This window comes from Polaribacter litoreus (assembly GCF_054584775.1).
This window is the reverse complement of the sequence record NZ_JBTLRD010000018.1, coordinates 11954-30894: the sequence shown is the minus strand read 5'-3', so window position 1 is coordinate 30894 and position 18941 is coordinate 11954. Positions and strand designations below refer to the sequence as shown.

At 30.9% G+C, this 18941-nt stretch carries 17 protein-coding genes; 6 read left to right on the top strand and 11 right to left on the bottom strand.

Features of this window, described 5'->3' with window-relative positions; translation table 11 throughout:
* Positions 1 to 85: 85 nt before the first annotated feature.
* Complete coding sequence (locus ACW9UN_RS14390) at positions 86 to 5590, top strand: FIDD domain-containing protein (RefSeq protein ID WP_459487005.1); 5505 nt, start codon at positions 86 to 88, stop codon at positions 5588 to 5590.
* Between the two features lie 92 nt (positions 5591 to 5682).
* Here ACW9UN_RS14390 and ftsY read toward each other — a convergent pair whose 3' ends face one another.
* The 9 genes from ftsY to ACW9UN_RS14345 all read right to left on the bottom strand — a co-directional run bounded on the left by ftsY (position 5683) and on the right by ACW9UN_RS14345 (position 11912).
* Complete coding sequence (gene ftsY / locus ACW9UN_RS14385) at positions 5683 to 6654, bottom strand: signal recognition particle-docking protein FtsY (RefSeq protein WP_459487004.1); 972 nt, start codon at positions 6652 to 6654, stop codon at positions 5683 to 5685.
* Between the two features lie 296 nt (positions 6655 to 6950).
* Positions 6951 to 7103 carry a DUF4295 domain-containing protein gene (locus tag ACW9UN_RS14380; RefSeq protein WP_298764974.1) on the bottom strand — a complete coding sequence of 51 codons (153 nt, stop codon included), beginning with the start codon at positions 7101 to 7103 and terminating at the stop codon, positions 6951 to 6953.
* Between the two features lie 52 nt (positions 7104 to 7155).
* Positions 7156 to 7338: a 50S ribosomal protein L33 gene (rpmG, locus tag ACW9UN_RS14375; protein WP_013868805.1), complete on the bottom strand. Its 183-nt coding sequence runs from the start codon at positions 7336 to 7338 to the stop codon at positions 7156 to 7158.
* A gap of 83 nt (positions 7339 to 7421) precedes the next feature.
* A complete protein-coding gene (gene rpmB / locus ACW9UN_RS14370) occupies positions 7422 to 7661 on the bottom strand; it encodes a 50S ribosomal protein L28 (RefSeq protein WP_439131961.1) in 240 nt (79 codons plus the stop codon).
* A gap of 80 nt (positions 7662 to 7741) precedes the next feature.
* Positions 7742 to 8989 carry a competence/damage-inducible protein A gene (locus ACW9UN_RS14365; protein WP_459487003.1) on the bottom strand — a complete coding sequence of 416 codons (1248 nt, stop codon included), beginning with the start codon at positions 8987 to 8989 and terminating at the stop codon, positions 7742 to 7744.
* Positions 8990 to 9044: 55 nt separating this feature from the next.
* On the bottom strand, positions 9045 to 9242 hold the full coding sequence (locus tag ACW9UN_RS14360) for a hypothetical protein (RefSeq protein WP_459487002.1): 198 nt from the start codon (positions 9240 to 9242) through the stop codon (positions 9045 to 9047).
* A 157-nt stretch (positions 9243 to 9399) separates the two neighbouring features.
* Positions 9400 to 10008 carry a fumarylacetoacetate hydrolase family protein gene (locus tag ACW9UN_RS14355; protein WP_459487001.1) on the bottom strand — a complete coding sequence of 203 codons (609 nt, stop codon included), beginning with the start codon at positions 10006 to 10008 and terminating at the stop codon, positions 9400 to 9402.
* 117 nt (positions 10009 to 10125) lie between these two features.
* The gene (purU, locus tag ACW9UN_RS14350) at positions 10126 to 10995 is read right to left on the bottom strand and encodes a formyltetrahydrofolate deformylase (protein ID WP_459487000.1); all 870 of its coding nucleotides are present in this window, start codon (positions 10993 to 10995) and stop codon (positions 10126 to 10128) included.
* Between the two features lie 77 nt (positions 10996 to 11072).
* Positions 11073 to 11912 (bottom strand): 1,4-dihydroxy-2-naphthoyl-CoA synthase, encoded by an 840-nt coding sequence (locus ACW9UN_RS14345; protein ID WP_459487058.1) that lies wholly within the window; start codon positions 11910 to 11912, stop codon positions 11073 to 11075.
* A gap of 68 nt (positions 11913 to 11980) precedes the next feature.
* On the opposite strand from ACW9UN_RS14345, the gene ACW9UN_RS14340 reads away from it, so the two are divergent.
* Both ACW9UN_RS14340 and ACW9UN_RS14335 read left to right on the top strand, forming a co-directional pair.
* Complete coding sequence (locus tag ACW9UN_RS14340; protein WP_459486999.1) at positions 11981 to 13138, top strand: alpha/beta hydrolase-fold protein; 1158 nt, start codon at positions 11981 to 11983, stop codon at positions 13136 to 13138.
* A gap of 27 nt (positions 13139 to 13165) precedes the next feature.
* Positions 13166 to 14191, top strand: a complete 1026-nt coding sequence (locus ACW9UN_RS14335; protein ID WP_459486998.1) for a threonine aldolase family protein — start codon at positions 13166 to 13168, stop codon at positions 14189 to 14191.
* Between the two features lie 252 nt (positions 14192 to 14443).
* On the opposite strand, the gene ACW9UN_RS14330 is transcribed toward ACW9UN_RS14335, so the two are convergent.
* Together ACW9UN_RS14330 and ACW9UN_RS14325 are read right to left on the bottom strand one after the other, a co-directional pair.
* Positions 14444 to 15052, bottom strand: a complete 609-nt coding sequence (locus ACW9UN_RS14330) for a DUF8845 family protein (protein WP_459486997.1) — start codon at positions 15050 to 15052, stop codon at positions 14444 to 14446.
* A 3-nt stretch (positions 15053 to 15055) separates the two neighbouring features.
* Positions 15056 to 15550, bottom strand: coding sequence for an RNA polymerase sigma factor (locus tag ACW9UN_RS14325; RefSeq protein WP_459486996.1), 495 nt, complete (start codon positions 15548 to 15550; stop codon positions 15056 to 15058).
* Between the two features lie 120 nt (positions 15551 to 15670).
* Here ACW9UN_RS14325 and ACW9UN_RS14320 point away from each other — a divergent pair, with 120 nt between their 5' ends.
* The 3 genes from ACW9UN_RS14320 to ACW9UN_RS14310 all read left to right on the top strand — a co-directional run bounded on the left by ACW9UN_RS14320 (position 15671) and on the right by ACW9UN_RS14310 (position 18940).
* A complete protein-coding gene (locus ACW9UN_RS14320; RefSeq protein ID WP_459486995.1) occupies positions 15671 to 16564 on the top strand; it encodes a MerR family transcriptional regulator in 894 nt (297 codons plus the stop codon).
* A 64-nt stretch (positions 16565 to 16628) separates the two neighbouring features.
* The gene (gene crtID / locus ACW9UN_RS14315; protein ID WP_459486994.1) at positions 16629 to 18095 is read left to right on the top strand and encodes a bifunctional phytoene desaturase/3,4-desaturase; all 1467 of its coding nucleotides are present in this window, start codon (positions 16629 to 16631) and stop codon (positions 18093 to 18095) included.
* A 2-nt stretch (positions 18096 to 18097) separates the two neighbouring features.
* Positions 18098 to 18940, top strand: a complete 843-nt coding sequence (locus ACW9UN_RS14310) for a phytoene/squalene synthase family protein (protein WP_459486993.1) — start codon at positions 18098 to 18100, stop codon at positions 18938 to 18940.
* The last annotated feature ends 1 nt before the right edge of the window (position 18941 follow it).

Below are 18941 nucleotides of genomic sequence, written 5' to 3'. Positions count from 1 at the left end.
AAGGTCTAATCTTATAATAAGAATAGACCTTTTTCCGTTTAATTCTTATTATTTTTAGCAAATTAATTTTATAAATAATAATTCATTGAAATATAAGCTATCAGTATTGTTTTTCGTTTTTGTATTTCTAAAAATTGACAATAGTTATTCTCAATTAAGCAAAAAACACTTTATACCACCTTTAACGTATGCAGAGGAAGGTAATGCCAATCCGGAAGATCACTACTTTTATATATCTACCCCTAGCCTTAAAGACGTTAGCTATACCATAAAGCAAATTGGTTCACCTAATAACGATATCACAGGAATTATTTCTAGAAATAATCCACGTGAACTATTTATAGCAAATGGTAATAGTCAACTTTTTGTTGATTCTAGACAAACTAGTATTGTTCATAATAATAAAGGTTATATTGTTGAAGCTACAGATGTAATATATGTGTCCGTTCGTGCTTTGGCTGGAGGTGGTGCACAAGCTGGTGCATTAGTAAGTAAAGGTTCATCTGCATTAGGCACAACCTTTAGAGCTGGTATGTATACTAATCAAAATCCGCAAAGTAATTACCTTAATTTTATATCAGTTATGGCATCCGAAGATAACACTCAGGTTACTTTTGATGATTTACCTGCAGGAATATCAATTAAAAACTACACAGGAAACTTTCCTTTTTCTGTAAATTTAAACGAGGGTGAAAGCTATATTTTAGCTACAAATGCTGCCGAGAATGTGATTAATAGAGATGGTTTAATTGGTGCTTTAATCAATTCAGATAAGCCTGTGGTTGTAAATACGGGTTCTGCAAATGGTAGCTTTCATAATGGTGGAGGTAGAGATTATGGAATAGATCAAATTGTTGGATTAGATAAAGTAGGTACTGATTATATTTTTGTAAAAGGTGATGGAGAAAATGGTTGGGAAAATGTTTTAATTGTTGCTCATGAAGATGAAACTGAAGTGGAAATCAATAATAATGGAGCTACAACTACAATTAATAAAGGAGAATATCTGTTAATAGAAGGTAATGAGTTTGACACAAATGGCAATATGTTTGTAAAAACCTCTAAACCTGTATTTGCTTTTCAAGGCGTGGGTGCCAGCTCAAGCGAAGCCAATCAAGGTATGTTTTTTGTACCTCCTTTAAGTTGCGAAAGTAGAGGAAAAGTAGATAATATACCAATTATAGAAAATATTGGAAACATTACTTTTACGGGTGGAATTACAGTAGTAACCAATGCAAATGCTAATGTATCTATTAACTCAGAACCAATTGCTAATTTTTCTACTTCTGGACCTTTTAGTATAGATATTAATAATGATGGTATACCTGATTACGAAACCTATAAAGTCACTAATCTTACAGGAAACATCAGCGTAGAAAGTAGTGATGAGTTGTATTGTGCGTATTTTAACGTTAACGGAGCTGCAACCTCTGGTAGTTTTTACTCAGGTTTTCCAACAGCTCCAGAAATTAATTTTGATACAACCATAACTTCGCTTGGTAATTGTATTCCTAACATTACCTTACAAGCCGCAAACACCGATTTATTTGACAGTTTCGAATGGCAATACTTCAATGAAAATACACAAAATTGGGAGTTTAGAAGTTCCGATTCTAATTACAAGCCTATTGAATCTGAGCCTGGTAAGTATAAATTAATTGGTAAAATAATTTGTACTGGCGCTACATTTGAGTCTATTGAAGTACCTGTAAGTATTTGTCCTGATGATTATGATGGCGATTTAATTATAGATAATTTAGACGTTGATTTAGATAATGATGGTATTTTAAACTGTGATGAATCTATTGGAAATGCAGCAATTAACATTACGGATATTAATAATCCTGAAATCATCTTTCAAGACGGTTCTACCAATTCAACTATAATTTCAAGTACATACACTAAAACAGAAAATAATAGCTCAATAACAGGAGATATCAATGGTAATTTTGAATCGATACTATCCCCTAACCCAAACTCAAGTGCTCAATATCAATTAAAATTTACGAATAGTGTAAACTTTATTTTAAAACAAGATCCCGCTAAAAACCATGTTGCTATAGATAATCAAGAGTTCTTTATTTTAAAAGTTTTGCCTAATAATAAAAATATTACTTTAATAGATCCAGATGATCAACTTTTAGTAGACACCAATTTTGATGGCGAATATGAAACTGGGGTAACTACTGTTTCTGCTTCAGAAATTAGATTTACTTATAAAGCTGGTGTTATGGGCAATTCAAGCACGTTTCAGTTTGTGGCTAATCAAATAAATGAAATTGTTTTTGAACATAATTCTATTGGTTTAATGACCGATTCTTATTTTAGAGGTAACATACAACTTACTTGCTTTTCTTTAGATTCTGATGGCGATGGTATTGAAAATATGTTCGATTTAGATTCAGATAACGATGGTATTCCAGATGTACATGAAGCTTTTCCTCAACCAAGTTCTCTTTCTGGTGTTGATGCTAATTTAGATGGCTTAGATGATATGTTTGATGGTGTTTTAAATGTTGACTCTGATAACGATGGTATTTTAAATTATTTAGATTTAGACTCCGATAACGATGGTATTTTCGATTCCACTGAAGCTGGTCATAATTTAGATACTGATTTTGATGGAATTGTAGACAACGCAAATAGTTTAGTAGGAATTAATGGTTTAGTTGACAATTTAGAATCTACACCAAATGCAAAATTACTTTCTTTAAATTACACAATTGCAAATACTGATAATGATACCGATTTTGATTTCGTTGAATTAGATGCAGACAATGATAATTGTTTTGATGTAAAAGAAGCTGGCTTTACAGATGCCAATAACGATGGTATTTTAGACGCTACTCCTTTTGCGGTTGATGATAATGGAAAAGTAATGAACAATTTAGATGGCTATACAAGCCCAAATGTAAACTATATTACAAGCGCTCCAATTGTACTAAACACTCCTTTTGAGGATGTTACTTTTTGCGAAAATGAAACAAATTCCATTACTATAGATTCCACAGCAGATACTTTTCAGTGGGAACTTTCTACAGATGGAACAACTTGGAATACAATTTCTGACGATGCTATTTATAGTGGAAGTACAACAAACAGTTTGCAAATCACAAATACATCATTAAATTTTAATAGCAATCAATATCGAGTTATTTTAAATAGATCTGGCAATGCCTGTACAGAAACCTCTAACTCAATTACGCTTACTGTAAACCCTATACCAATTTTAAAGGCAAATCCAGAATTAAATCAATGTATAGAAGTAACAGATACCAATACAACTGTTAATTTAACTTTAGCACAGCAAAACGTTTCAGAAACTCCAAACGTAACATTTGAATTTTATGAAGATATGGCAGGCACCAACTTAATTACAGATCCTACCAATTATCCAATTCAAGTTAATGTCCCAGAAAGGGTGTTTGTAAAAGTAATTTCTGAATTTAATTGTGCTTCCAATCTTACTGAACTTACTATAAATGTCGGTCAAACAGTTCGTAATACTTATGATGAGCTTCAGCCACCCGTTTGTGACGACTTTTTAGACGCTCAGGGCAATGATACTGATGCAAATTCTGATACTGACAATATCACTAATTTTTCTTTGGATAAAGATGCCATTATCAACAACATCAACCCACCAATGAATACCGAAGTCTTCTTCTATGAAAATGAAAGTGATAGAAACAACTCTTTGAATCAAATTGATATTACCAATTTTAGAAATGATATTACTAAAAACGATGTTACTAATATTTCTAACGGAATTCAATTTCCTATTTATTATAAAATATTAAGTACCATCAACAATGATTGCCAAGGTTTAGGCCAATTTTACTTGCAAATAAATGCTGTTCCTACTGCTGCTAAAGTTGCTGATTTGGAATTGTGTGATGATGTTATTGATGGCGATAACAGCAATGGAATTGTTCAAAATTTCAATTTAGATTCGCAAACTTTAGCCATTTTAAATGGTCAAAATCCTGATGATTTTACAGTTACTTATCACGATTCTGCTGCTAATGCGAATGCTGGTACTTTCCCTTTAGTATCTCCTTACGCAAATACAACTCGCGATTTGCAAACTATTTTTGTGCGTGTTACCAACAATGCAACTGGCTGTTTTACAGATCATACTTCGTTTAATTTAATAGTTAATCCTGTACCCATTGCCAATTTTGTTGAAGATCTTGAAGTTTGTGATGATAATACTGATGGTTCTGCTAGAAATGGTTTTTCTCAGTCTATTGATTTAGCTGCTCAAACTTCTGGTATTTTAGGAAATCAAGACGCAAGTACTCTTGCTGTTACTTACCATCGTTCTTTTACTGATGCTCAAAATGGCAATAATCCTTTAGTTTCTCCTTACTCTAACCAAACGCCAAATAGAGAAACCATTTACATCAGAATAGAAAATACAGAAACAGGATGTGTAAACAGTATTTCTAATTTTGATGTTATTGTAAACCCTGAGCCTACTTTTGTTGTACCTACTAATCTAGCTTATTGTGATGATGCGCTTGATGGTGATGACTCAAATGGCATCATTCAAAATATAGATTTAGACAGTAAAATCCCTGAAATTTTAGGCAGTTCTCAAAGCCCTAATGATTTTATAGTTACCTTTCACAAATCTCAAGCTGATGCTTCTTCTGGTGATAATGCCATAGCTTCGCCTTACGAAAACACAAATCCTACTGAACGCTTTTTTGTTCGTATTCAAAACAGGCAAACGCTTTGTATTAATGACGATGCTTCTTTGGAAGTAATTGTAAATCCTTTACCAGATTTTGAAGTAACCTCTCCTCAAATTCTTTGTTTAAATGATTTGCCTTTAAATATTGCTATAGAAAACCCAAGAGATGTATATACTTATCAATGGAAAGCGCCCAATGGAAACCCGATTAATACTGCTTCTATTGATCATATTGATATTACTGTTCCTGGAAAATATACGGTTACTGCAACCACAACCAATGGAACGCTTTGTGAAAGAACAGAAACTATTGAAATTAAGGAATCGAATATTGCCACTTTAGCACAAAGTTTTATCACCATTATAGATGAATCAAACAACATTGGTAGTCAAGATCTTATATCTATTGCTATAGATACTATTAACAACGATTTAGGACCTGGAGATTATCAATTTGCCGTTTTTAATCAAGATGATAATGAAAGAATACCCATGATTGGTTTTCAAGACGAACCACTTTTCGAGAATTTAACAGGGGGTATTTACACCATTATTGTAAACGATAAAAACGGATGTGCACCTGATACCACTTTAGAGGTTTCTGTAATTCAGTTTCCAAAATTCTTTACCCCAAATGGTGATGGAAGAAACGATACTTGGATTGTAAAAGGAGTTAATAAAACCTTTTACCCGAATTCTAGCATCAATATTTTTAACAGATATGGAAAATTAGTAGCACAAGTACCTATAGACAGCCAAGGTTGGAATGGTATTTATCAAGGAAATCTCCTTCCTGCTGATGATTATTGGTTTAATATCACTCTTATTCCACCTGAAAACTCCAATAAACCTATCATCAACAAAAAAGGAAATTTTTCGTTGTTGAGGTAGTAGCATAAAATATAATTTTTAACTTCAAATAAAACAAAAAACTCCTTTTCTGTATTAGAAAAGGAGTTTTAGTTTCTTTACAGATTCATTTTTTATTTAAAAAAGGAATCTACGAATTCTACTTTATTGAATACTTGTAAGTCGTCTATACCTTCTCCTACTCCAATGTATTTTACAGGAATTTTAAATTGATCTGATATACCAATTACAACTCCGCCTTTTGCTGTACCATCTAATTTGGTAACTGCTAACGATGTTACTTCTGTAGCTTTGGTAAATTGTTTGGCTTGCTCAAATGCATTTTGACCTGTAGAACCATCTAAAACTAATAAGACATCATGAGGAGAATTGTCTACCACTTTTTGCATTACACGTTTTATCTTAGTTAACTCATTCATTAAATTGACTTTATTATGCAAACGACCAGCTGTATCAATAATTACAACATCTGCATCTTGAGAAACTGCCGATTTTAAAGAATCGTAAGCCACAGAAGCAGGGTCTGAACCCATTTCTTGACGGATAATTGGCACCTCTGTTCTGTCTGCCCAAACTTGTAATTGATCTATAGCAGCAGCTCTAAACGTATCTGCTGCACCTAAAACTACTTTTAAACCTTGTTTTTTAAATTGACTCGCTAACTTACCAATAGTTGTGGTTTTACCTACTCCATTTACGCCAACAACCATCAATACATAAGGCATTTTTTTTCCATCTTTAGCAGGAATTTCTGGTATAGAAAACTCAGTTTCATTACCAATATTGGTTTCCGATAAAAGTCCAGCAATTTCCTCTCTTAGAATTTTATTCAATTCGTCTGTACCAACGTACTTGTCTCTGGCAACACGTTCTTCTATTCTATCAATAACTTTTAAGGTTGTATTTACACCAACATCAGAAGCTACTAATACCTCTTCTAAGTTATCTAAAACATCATCATCTACTTTTGATTTTCCTGCAACTGCTTTTGATAATTTACCAAAGAAGCTTTCTTTCGTCTTTTCTAACCCTTTATCTAAGGTCTCTTTTTTTTCTTTCGAAAATATTTTTTTAAAAAAACTCATTGTTCGAGTTGTTAATGATTATTACTACTATTACTTGTCTAAAACCATACCAACTTACAATATTGACAAATTGGCTGGTAAACAAATCCGTTTGCAAACAAGCTGCGTTAGGGATTGAAGCATTTGTTTGAGCTCTTTTTTCTGGTTCCTGAATTAAATTCAGGAACCAGAAAAAAAGCGAGTGCGAAAAGCCCGACCTTTAGGTAACGCCCAAATCTTTGGATTTAGAAAAGTAAAGGTAAAAAAAAAGCTACAATCTAAAAGAATGTAGCTTTAAAATATTGTGTAGTAAGTGATTACTTTTTTGCTAAAAAGTCGTTTACTTTAGATGGATCCATAATTGCTTCTACAAACATATAAGCTCCTGTTTTTGGAGATTTAACCATTTTGATTGCTTTACTTAATCTTTTTGATCCTGTTTGTAACGATGCTACTGATTTTTTTGCCATTGTATAAATGTTTTATATCTATGTGCTCTATTCTGAGTTCTAGACAGTTGTATTATTTAATTTCTTTGTGAACAGTCATTTTCTTTAAGATAGGGTTGAATTTTTTAATTTCCATTCTATCTGGAGTGTTCTTTTTGTTCTTGGTAGTAATGTATCTAGAAGTACCTGGTTGACCACTAGCTTTGTGCTCTGTGCACTCTAAGATTACTTGAACTCTGTTTCCTTTTTTTGCCATCTCTATTCGAGTTTAAAAGTTTTAACGTTTAAAAGTTTGTAAGTTTTACAATTGAAAACTAAAACTGTAAACTGCAACTTGTATTATTTTGTTAAAAATCCGTTTGCTCTTGCTTCTTTAATAACTGCAGAAATTCCTTTCTTGTTAATATTCTTTAACGCAGATGCAGATACTTTTAAAGTAATCCATTTATCTTCTTCTGGAATATAAAAACGCTTTGTCATTAAATTAGCGTCGAATGTTCTTTTAGTTCTATTTAAAGCTTTAGAAACATTGTTTCCAACCATTGCTTTTTTTCCTGTTAATTCACAAACTCTAGACATCTTCTTACAGTATTTATAGTGTTATCTCTAAACGAGGTGCAAATCTACAAATAAATCTAAAAGTGAACAAAAGAAATTTACTAATTTTTTAATATTTCTTTTTGAAGCAATTCTAAGGCTTTGCTTACAGTTCTATGAATAACCTTTTCACGTGGTTGACCAAAATTAAATTCGCCCACAAACTCATTATTATCAGATACAATTGCAATATATACCAAACCTACACTTTTGTCATTATGATCTGTTGTTGGCCCTGCATTACCAGTAACTGAAATTGCATAATTGGTGTTTAGCTTTTCTTTAGCTCCTTTAGCCATTTCTAAAGCAACTTCTTTGCTTACCACTGTGTATTTTTCTATAGTTTGTGGCAAAACACCTAATAAATCGATCTTGGTTGCTGCTGAATACGTTACAAAACTCCCTTTATAATAGCCAGATGAACCTGCAACTGAAACTAAATTGGATGCAATTTTACCACCAGTTACACTTTCTGCTGTACATATAGTTTGATTATTTTGTTGCAACAACAAGCCCACTCTTTTTTCTAAAGAACTATCATCATCTAAACCTGTGATAATATCCGGAATTAATTTGTAAACTTCAGCGACTTTGTCATTAAGTTCTTTTTCTAATTTTATTTTGTTTTCGCCTATAGCAGACAAACGCAAACGAACTCTACCAAAAGAGGGTAAATAGGCTAATTTGATATGCTTTGGCAAACTGTCTTCAAAATCTTCTATAATTTCTGCAATGGTACTTTCTCCTTGACCATATGTCATAATTGTTTTATGGATGATGAAAGGTAGTTTAAACTGTTTTTGAATTTTAGGCAACACCTTATTTGTGATTAAACCTTTCATTTCATAAGGTACTCCTGGAAGTGAAACAAACACAGTTTTGTTTTCATAAAACCACATGCCTGGTGCTGTTCCAAAATGATTCATTAACAAGGTTGCTTTTGATGGCAATTGCGCTTGATAACGTTGCACTTCTTTAAAAGGATGATTTATTTTTTTAAATAGTTCCTTTATGTGTGCAATTACCTCTGGATATTCTACAATTTCATCATCATTAAAAAATTGTGCAATTGTTTTTTTGGTGATGTCGTCTTTTGTTGGTCCTAAACCCCCTGTTATGATTACAATATCTACTCTATTTTGCGCTTCTTGTAAAGCGTTTAAAATATGTTGCTGATCGTCTTGAATAGATGTAATCTGATATACAGAAACTCCGATTTTATTTAATTGTTGCCCTATAAATTGCGAATTGGTATCTACAATTTGCCCAATTAAAATTTCATCTCCTATCGTTATTATTTCTGCTTTCATTATATTATTTAACAACTTTGCTTAAAGTTAATGTATGTAGGTTATAAAACTATTTTTACTCTTTTCCTATTTCGTTAATATTAGGAGTCTCTGAATTATTATCCTGCAATGTATTTCGTAATAATCGAAACAAAACATAAGCAACAATAATACTTAATACGATTGACAAGTTTTTATGATCATTTAAATCTTGATCTACTTTAAAATCTGTAATAACTCCATAAAAAAACAGATATCCAATTCTAAATATCAAACAAATAAAAAAGCCGATACAAAAATAAATGATTTTGCTTTTTTTAAATTTCTTTGCTAAATATACATAGCTCCAACCTATAAAACAGCTATAATTATTTGAATTAAAAAATTGATCATTAACTGTAAAACAATTGAATAGAAATTATTTGTTATAACTATTTCACTCTAATTTGAAACGCCTCTTTACCTTCTATAACCCCTTTTAAATTATCATTTTCTACAACTTTACCTACACCTGCAGGTGTTCCTGTAAAAATAATATCTCCTTTTTTTAAGGTAAAGTATTGAGATACATAAGCGATTAATTCATCAGTTTTCCACAACATTGCATTTGTATTTCCATCTTGTACTAGCTCATCATTTTTGTACAATTGAAATTTTAAATTCTCTAAATCGAATTCTTCTTTTGGATAAAATTCACCCACTACAGCACTACCATCAAAAGCTTTTGCTTTTTCCCAAGGCAAACCTTTTGCTTTGCATTTTGCTTGTACATCTCTGGCTGTAAAATCGATTCCTAATCCGATTTCATCATAATATTTGTAAGCAAATTTTGGGTCTATATGTTTCCCAACTTTATTTATTTTGACTAAAACCTCTACTTCGTAATGAATATCATCAGAAAAAGGAGGTATAAAAAACGGATTTTTTCGTGGTAAAATAGCAGAATCTGGTTTTAAAAAAACAACAGGATTTTCTGGTCTTTCGTTTGCTAATTCTTCGATATGCTTTGCGTAATTGCGCCCAATACAGATTATTTTCATTACAAAATCCCATCCTAGCCTTCCCAAAAAGAAGGAACTCCAATCTGGGTAAAATTTGAGTTTTTACATTACTATTACGTTTTACTTTTTTTCCCTTTGGGGAAATTAAAAGAGCTATTACTCTCCAGCTTCTGGAAAAACAATGGCTCTATTTCCGGAAACAATAATTTGATTGTTTAAATGGCATTTAACTGCTCTTGCTAAAACTAATTTTTCGATATCTGCCCCAATTCTTTTTAAAGTCTGAGTAGTACTTTCGTGAGTAACTGGTTTAACATCTTGCTCAATTATTGGTCCTTCATCTAAGTCTTCTGTAGCATAATGTGCAGTTGCTCCAATTAACTTCACTCCTCTTTCATAAGCTCTTTTGTATGGATTTGCTCCTTGAAAAGCTGGTAAAAAAGAATGATGAATATTAATGATTCTATCTTTATAATAATTGATAAAATCTGATGATAAAATCTGCATATACCTTGCCATTACCACCAAATCAATATCATTTACTTCTAACAATTCTTTTACTTGTGCTTCTTGATCTGATTTAGTCTCTTTTGTTACTGGTAAGTGATAATAGGGAACATTAAACATTTCTGCTATATGTCTTAATTTATCATGATTACTGATAATCATTTTTACATTACAATTTAAACTGCCTTCTTTATAACGCTCTAATAAATCGTATAAATTATGACTTGTATGCGACACCATAATTGCCACATTCTGCTTTTCATCGCCATAATTTACAGACCAATTGAATTGTAAAGGTGCTGCTAATTCTAAAAAACTGCTTTCCAATTCCACTTTAGAGATATTTGTACCTTCTGCATTTAAACGAATACGCATAAAATACATGTCTTCTACTGAATTAACATATTGCTGACAACTTAAAATATTGAAGCCCTTTTCATAAAAAAAACTGGTAATTTTTGCAACCAATCCTTTTTGATCTGGACATTTTATTAAAAAAGTTACTACTTGTGATTTCATTCTATTTAATTATGAATTATTAATTTTAAATTACGAATTCAATATTCGTAATTCATAATTCTAAAATTTACAATTGACTATGGTATCCATTTTTTAGGAAAATTTGGTTTACGTTTTTCTAAAAACGCATCTCTACCTTCTTTTGCTTCGTCTGTCATATAGGCTAAACGTGTGGCTTCACCTGCAAAAACTTGCTGCCCAACCATACCATCATCAGTTAAATTCATGGCAAATTTTAGCATTTTAATAGAAGTCGGACTTTTTGCTAAAATTTCTTGTGCCCATTCATAAGCAGTGTCTTCTAACTCATCATGAGGAATTACAGCATTTACCATTCCCATTTCATAGGCTTCTTGCGCAGAATAATTTCTACCCAAAAAGAAGATTTCTCTTGCTTTTTTCTGACCTACCATTTTTGCCAAATATGCAGATCCATAACCACCATCAAAAGAAGTTACATCTGCATCAGTTTGTTTAAAAATAGCATGTTCTTTAGATGCCAAAGTTAGATCGCAAACTACATGTAAACTATGGCCACCACCAACTGCCCAACCAGGAACCACAGCAATAACTGCTTTTGGCATAAATCTGATTAAACGTTGAACTTCCAAAATATTTAATCTGTGATAACCATCATCACCCACATAACCTTGGTGACCTCTTGCTTTTTGATCGCCTCCAGAACAAAAAGAATACACACCATCTTTAGTACTTGGCCCTTCTGCAGACAATAAAACAACACCAATATTTACATCTTCACCAGCATCGTAAAAAGCATCGTATAATTCTGAAGTTGTTTTTGGTCTAAAAGCATTTCTAACATTAGGCCTGTTAAATGCTATTCTTGCAACTCCATTGCATTTTTTGTAGGTAATATCTTCATATTCTTTCGCGGTTTTCCACTCAGGTTGTATCATATTTTTGTATTTTGGACGTTCATAAAAAGAACAAAAATCATCAACAGCAAAAATAAACATTCTAATTTATGATTAAGAAAACACTTACATTATTATTTCTTCTTTTTTCTGTTTTGGGGTTTTCTCAAAAAATACTAGAAAAAAACTTAGAATCAGAAATTTTAGAAACAACGAGAAAACTTAGAATTTACATTCCTGAAGGATATGAAAAAGACAGCATTAAAAACTATCCTTTAGCAGTTGTTTTGGATGAAGAATATTTGTTTGACATTTATGTGGGAAGTGCTAAACTTTTTGCGAAGAAAGATAAAGCGCCTAAACAAATTATAGTGGGTATTTCTATGGAAAAAACTAAAAGTGATGATGTTGGTTTTAACCGTTCTAATGGGCAATTGAATGCCAAAGCCAGATATTTTTATGAATTTTTAAGGGATGAAGTAATTTTTTACATGGAAAGTACTTACAGAACGTCTCCGTTTATTTCTTTAGTTGGTCATGGATACTCTGGAAATTTAGTATCACATTTTTTAAAAGAAAACACAGCTTTTATAAATTCTTTTATTTGTATAAACCCTAGTTTTTCTGACTTTATTGGCGGTGAATTGCAATCGTATAATTTAAGTAAGTTTGGCAGAGAAGATAATACATTTTATTTTTACACTAACAACTCTTCATCGTTTTCACCCCAGAAGCAATCCAAAATAAGTAGAGTTCAAAAAGGCTTAAAGGGGCTTGGTATAGACAATTTTAATGTTATAAATGACGAAATTAATACAGCAAGTTCTATTTCTGCTATTGCTGAAGCAATACCTAGAGCTATGACTAAAATTTTTGAAATTTACTCTGCAATTTCTAAAGAGGAATATGAAAAAAACATTAAAGATTTAGCTCCAAAAGACGCCATTTTTTACCTAGAAAACAAGTATTTAGAGATTGAATTTTTGTTCGGCACCAATTTGGGCATCCGAGAAAAAGATATCTATGCTATTGAAAACATCGTTATAGAAAAGGAAAATGGTGATAAATTAAGAGATTTCGGAAAAATGATTTTAAAACTTTTTCCAAGATCGCCTTTAGGTGAATATTATATTGGCAGATATTATGAAACCGGAAAAATGTATAAAAAAGCATTAAAATATTATAAAATTGGTTATGGAAAAATGGATCCTTCTGACCCTAATTCTGATGCTTATTATGAAAACATTTTACGTTTAGGAGGACAATAATTTAATTAAAAAACAAACCACAACGTAATGACCATAGACTTAATTTCTGATACAGTTACCAAACCAACCCCTCAAATGCTAAAAGCAATGCTGCAAGCAAAAGTAGGGGATGATGTTTTTAAAATGGACCCTACTGTAAATGAGTTAGAGCAAAAAGTAGCAAATCTATTTGGTATGGAAGATGCTCTTTTTTTTCCATCAGGTACCATGGCAAATCAAACCGCAATAAAAATTCAAACTCAACCTGGCGATTTGGTAATTTGCGACAAATATGCGCATATTTACAATTATGAAAGTGGTGGGGTTGCATTTAACTCTGGTGTTACATGTAAATTGGTAGATGGAAACAGAGGAATGTTTACAGCACAACAAATTAGTGATATGGCTGCTGTACAACCGCAAATCTATTTGCCTAACACTAAAATGGTTTGTATTGAAAACACAACTAACAAAGGTGGTGGAGCCTGTTGGGATTTTGAAGAATTGCAAAAAATTAGAAAAGTTACTCAAAAAAATAATTTAAAATTTCATTTAGATGGTGCGCGTTTATTTAATGCTCTAGTGGCAAAAAATGAAAACCCAAAACAATATGGCAAGTTATTCGATACAATTTCTATTTGTTTTTCTAAAGGTTTGGGTGCGCCAATAGGCTCAATGCTTTTAGGTACTAAAAAAGACATAAAACATGCATTAAGAATTCGAAAATTATTAGGAGGCGGAATGCGTCAAGTTGGTTTTTTAGCAGCTGCAGCCAACTACGCCATAGACAATAACGTTAATCGTTTGGCAGAAGACCATAAAAAAGCAAAAGAAATTGCCGAGGTTTTACAAAACTGTAATTTTATAACAAAAATAGAACCTGCTGAAACCAACATTTTAATTTTTTATGTAGATGATAAAATCGGTGCAGACAACTTTATTCGCAAAATGGCAACCAAAAACATCTTACTTACACCAATGGGAGAAGGAAAAATACGTATTGTAACTCATTTAAATTATACTGATGATATGCACGAAATACTGTTAAAAGAATTGAAACATTATCAGAAATAAAAATGAACGCTAGTAGAAGCAGCCAGTGCAAAAACACTTTTTTTATCATCATATAAAACATCAATACCAATTCAAAAAACAGGTATTTTGTTCATGTTTTAAAAGATGTCAGCTAAATATTTTTTTAATATTCCATATCCTAAAGTAAAACTACCTTCAAATTGTACATAGTTTCAAACATCAGAATTCTGATGATGTACCACGAACAAAAACAAATAAAAACAATACTTTTTTGGATAGCTAAGCTAAAAATTAGGAATCTAATTTAGCTAGGTCTTTATAGTTTCTGTTTAGTTTCTTCAATAAAATACCATAAATAAGTTGATAAAAAAGCCACAAAATGCACAAAAATAAAAGTGTTGCTATTAATGTTGATACAATAATTATAAAAATTTGTTTACCGCTTAAATCATCAAAATCATTATTAATAGTAACCACGGTTACTACCAACATAATTAATGCTAAATAACTTAAATTAAATAACACATAATTTCTTACTGTTTTTCTAGTTTTAAGAATTTTTTTCATCAATATTTTTGTGGAATCAACCGTAGAAATTCTTTTATAATTTTGATAAAACATCCATAAAAAATAAAATAATATTACATAAGCTGTTATTTGAGAATAAAATACAAAGTTTTCTAAGCCTAGTTTTTCGTATTCTTTATTAGCTTGCTCCATATCTATAAAAAAATACAATGAATTTAAAACAATAAATTCTAAAATACCTATAATAAAAATCCATTTTACAATAGACGAAGATTTAGAATGTGCCATTTTATAAATTTCAATAGCCGAAAATTTACTGCTCTCTTCAGGTTGGTTTCCCCAAACCTTTTTATAATTTTCTAATACATCCATAAATTATGGGTTTAGTATGTTTTTTAATTTCTCTTTTGCTCTATTCATTTTCACTCTAGCATTTACTGAGGTTATCCCCAATGTTTCGGAGATCTCTTTGTAAGGTTTATCTTCTAAATATAAAAAAATCAATGCCTTATCAATATCACTTAAATTATGAATAGCTTTATACAAGGCTTTTAGTTGCACCTCTTCAGTATCATCATAATCAGTAGATTTAATTTTGTAAGCAAAATCACTTATATCTTGTGTTTTAACTCTTCTTGTTGATTTACGATACAGCGAAATTGCGGTATTTAAAGCAACCCTGTACATCCAAGTACTAAATTTAGAATCTCCTCTAAACTTTGGATAGTTTTTCCAAAGTTGAATGGTTATTTCTTGAAATAAATCGTTGTGTGCCTCTCTATTTGTAGTATATACTCTACAAATTTTATGTGCTATATTTTGATTCTTTTCAAAGTCCGATAAAAATTTAGTCTCTAAATCTTTCTGCACTTGGTAAATAGTTAGTTTGATATATTAGTACTAAAATAACAACATTTGTTACAATTTTGTATAAATTTATTTTATTATCAAATAAATTTCTTAAATTTGTTCAACTTAAAGAGCTATAAATTGAACAATATAAAACAAGAATTTACGATAAGAGACCTAGAAAATATTTCTGGTATTAAAGCTCATACTATCAGAATTTGGGAAAAACGCTATAATTTGTTACAACCTAAAAGAACCGATACAAATATTAGGTATTATACACCCCAAAACCTGACGAAACTTCTGAACATTGTTTTATTAAACAAAAACAACTTTAAAATCTCTAAAATTGCAGCAATGTCAGAAGAGATGATTAACACAAAATCTCGAGAGCTGGCATTTAGCATTGCTACCAATGACGAAGCTATAAATTCGTTTAAAGTAGCCATGTTTCAATTTGATAAAATTTTATTTAACAATACTTATAACAAACTTTTACACAAAAAAACGTTTAGAGAAATTTTTAAAGATATCTTTATTCCTTTTTTAGACCATATTGGTTTATTATGGCAAACAGAAACATTACTGCCTGCACACGAGCATTTTATTTCTAATTTAATTGCTCAAAAAATTCAGATTAATACAGAAAAACTCCAATACAGCATTGCAAATACAAATAAAACTTATGTTTTGTTTTTACCAGAAAATGAAATTCATGAACTGGGTTTAATGTATTTGAACTATGAATTGGTATTAAGAGGTAATCACACCATTTACTTAGGACAAAGTTTACCGCTAAACAATTTGAGTTATTTCTTAGAAAGTGAACGTGAAATCTGTTTTGTAACTTCTTTAACCATACAACCTTACGATGATAAAATTGAGGACTATTTTAATGAAATAGCAGATGTTATGGAGCGTACAGACAATCAATTTATTGCTATTGGTAGAAAAGTTGAAAAAATTCAGGATATGGATTTAAACGATAATATTAAATTATACAAATCTGTATCAGATTTGTTAAAACTCTTATAAATTTTATTATCATTCAATATTTTTGTTTGATTAATTTTTATATTTGTTAAACAAAAATCAATCAATGCACAATCAAATTTATATTATAGGATCAGGATTTTCTGCCCTGTCAGCCTCCTGTTATCTCTCGAAAGCAGGATACAAAGTAACTGTTCTCGAAAAAAATGATACATTAGGAGGTAGAGCCAGACAATTTAAAAAAGATGGTTTTACTTTTGATTTGGGTCCTTCTTGGTACTGGATGCCAGATGTTTTTGAACGTTTTTTTTTAGACTTTGGTAAAAAACCATCAGATTATTACACCTTAGATAAATTGAGTCCTGGCTATGAGGTATATTTTGGCAAAGACGATTCCGTTAAAATATCTGACAAATTAGATGAAATTTATGATCTTTTTGAAAAAGAAGAAAAAGGAAGTAGCAAACACTTAAAAAACTTTTTAGCGTCTGCAAAATCTAATTACGATACTGCTATTAAAGATTTGGTTTACAGACCAGGAGTTTCTCCATTAGAATTAGTTACTACAACCACTATTGCAAGAGTGAGTCAGTTTTTTTCTACCATAAGAAAACAGGTTAGAAAAAATATTAAAAACCAAAAACTTATTCAAATTTTAGAATTTCCTGTATTATTTTTAGGAGCCAAACCAAGCAACACTCCAGCTTTTTATAATTTTATGAATTATGCCGATTTTGGCTTGGGTACATGGCATCCTAGAGGAGGAATGTATCAGGTAATTGAAGCAATGGTAAGCTTAGCGAAAAGTCTTGGCGTTGAATTTGAAGTAAATGCTAATGTTGATAAAATTATTGTTGATGATAATAAGAATGTCAAAAGTTTACTTGTAAACGGAAAAGAAATAAAAACAAATCTTGTTTTGAGTGGTGCAGATTATCATCATACAGAAACACTATTAGATAAAAATCTAAGACAATATTCAGAATCCTATTGGGATAAAAAAACATTTGCACCTTCGTCATTATTATTTTACGTTGGGTTTGATAAAAAAATAAAAAATGTAAGTCACCATACATTATTTTTTGATTCAGATTTTGATGCACATGCCAAAGAAATTTATGATACCCCTAAATGGCCTTCAGAACCTTTATTTTATGCAAATTTTACTTCTATTACAGATAAAACATCTGCTCCTGAAGGTAAAGAAGCTGGTTTTTTCTTAATTCCATTAGCACCTGGCATTAAAGATACACCTGAGCTTAGAGAAAAATATTTCCATAAAATTATGGATAGATTTGAAACATTAACCAATCAAAAAGTAAAAGAAAACGTATTATTTAAAAGATCTTTTTGTGTAAAAGATTTCGAGGAAGAGTACAATTCTTACAAAGGCAATGCTTATGGTATGGCAAACACTTTGTTACAAACTGCTTTTTTAAGACCAAAAATAAAGAGTAGTAAAGTAAATAATTTGTATTTTACAGGACAATTAACAGTACCTGGACCTGGTGTGCCTCCAGCTTTAATTTCTGGAAAAATTGCAACAGAATTAATCATTAAAAAACAACACTAACAATGAAAGCACTATTTGATAACGTTTCTAATCATTGCAGTAAACTGGTTACCAAAGAGTATAGTACATCTTTTTCAATGGCAGTAAATATGTTATCTCCAAAAATTAGAACAGATATTTATAATATTTATGGATTTGTTCGTTTTGCAGATGAAATTGTAGATACTTTTCATGAGTATGATAAAGAAGTTTTAATGGCAAATTTTGAAAAAGATTACTATATTGCAAAAGAACAAGGCATCAGCTTAAACCCAATATTACACTCGTTTCAGCAAACTGTAAATCGCTATAATATTCCCGATGAAATGGTACAAGCGTTCTTAAAAAGTATGAAAGCAGATTTACACAAAACAGAATACCAGACCAAAGAAGAATATGATGAATATATTTATGGCTCTGCAGATGTTGTTGGTTTAATGTGCTTAAAAGTTTTTGTAAATGGTGATGATAAAAAATACAACGAATTAAAAGATGCTGCAATGCGTTTGGGTTCTGCATTTCAAAAAGTAAATTTTTTAAGAGATTTAAAAGACGATTTTGAGGTATTAAATCGTTCTTACTTCCCAAATATCAATTTAGGCGAATTAGATGCAAATTCAAAACAGGTAATTATCGACGAAATAGAGGATGATTTTGATTTTGCTTACAATCACGGAATTTTAAAACTTCCTGTTGAAGCCAAGTTTGGGGTTTATACTGCTTATAGATATTACAGACGGTTGTTAAAAAAACTAAAATCTGTTCCATCAGAAAAAATTATGGACACTAGAATTCGAATTTCTGACCCAATGAAAATTAATCTATTGGCAAGAAGTTATGTAAAATACAAGCTAAATATTATTTAAA

Coding starts and splice junctions, on each gene's coding strand:
- ftsY (WP_459487004.1), bottom strand. CDS start 6,654: ATGAGTTTTTTTAAAAAAATATTTTCGAAAGAAAAAAAAGAGACCTTA.
- ACW9UN_RS14380 (WP_298764974.1), bottom strand. CDS start 7,103: ATGGCAAAAAAATCAGTAGCATCGTTACAAACAGGATCAAAAAGATTA.
- rpmG (WP_013868805.1), bottom strand. CDS start 7,338: ATGGCAAAAAAAGGAAACAGAGTTCAAGTAATCTTAGAGTGCACAGAG.
- rpmB (WP_439131961.1), bottom strand. CDS start 7,661: ATGTCTAGAGTTTGTGAATTAACAGGAAAAAAAGCAATGGTTGGAAAC.
- ACW9UN_RS14365 (WP_459487003.1), bottom strand. CDS start 8,989: ATGAAAGCAGAAATAATAACGATAGGAGATGAAATTTTAATTGGGCAA.
- ACW9UN_RS14355 (WP_459487001.1), bottom strand. CDS start 10,008: ATGAAAATAATCTGTATTGGGCGCAATTACGCAAAGCATATCGAAGAA.
- purU (WP_459487000.1), bottom strand. CDS start 10,995: ATGAAATCACAAGTAGTAACTTTTTTAATAAAATGTCCAGATCAAAAA.
- ACW9UN_RS14345 (WP_459487058.1), bottom strand. CDS start 11,912: ATGATACAACCTGAGTGGAAAACCGCGAAAGAATATGAAGATATTACC.
- ACW9UN_RS14340 (WP_459486999.1), top strand. CDS start 11,981: ATGATTAAGAAAACACTTACATTATTATTTCTTCTTTTTTCTGTTTTG.
- ACW9UN_RS14335 (WP_459486998.1), top strand. CDS start 13,166: ATGACCATAGACTTAATTTCTGATACAGTTACCAAACCAACCCCTCAA.
- ACW9UN_RS14330 (WP_459486997.1), bottom strand. CDS start 15,052: ATGGATGTATTAGAAAATTATAAAAAGGTTTGGGGAAACCAACCTGAA.
- crtID (WP_459486994.1), top strand. CDS start 16,629: ATGCACAATCAAATTTATATTATAGGATCAGGATTTTCTGCCCTGTCA.
- ACW9UN_RS14310 (WP_459486993.1), top strand. CDS start 18,098: ATGAAAGCACTATTTGATAACGTTTCTAATCATTGCAGTAAACTGGTT.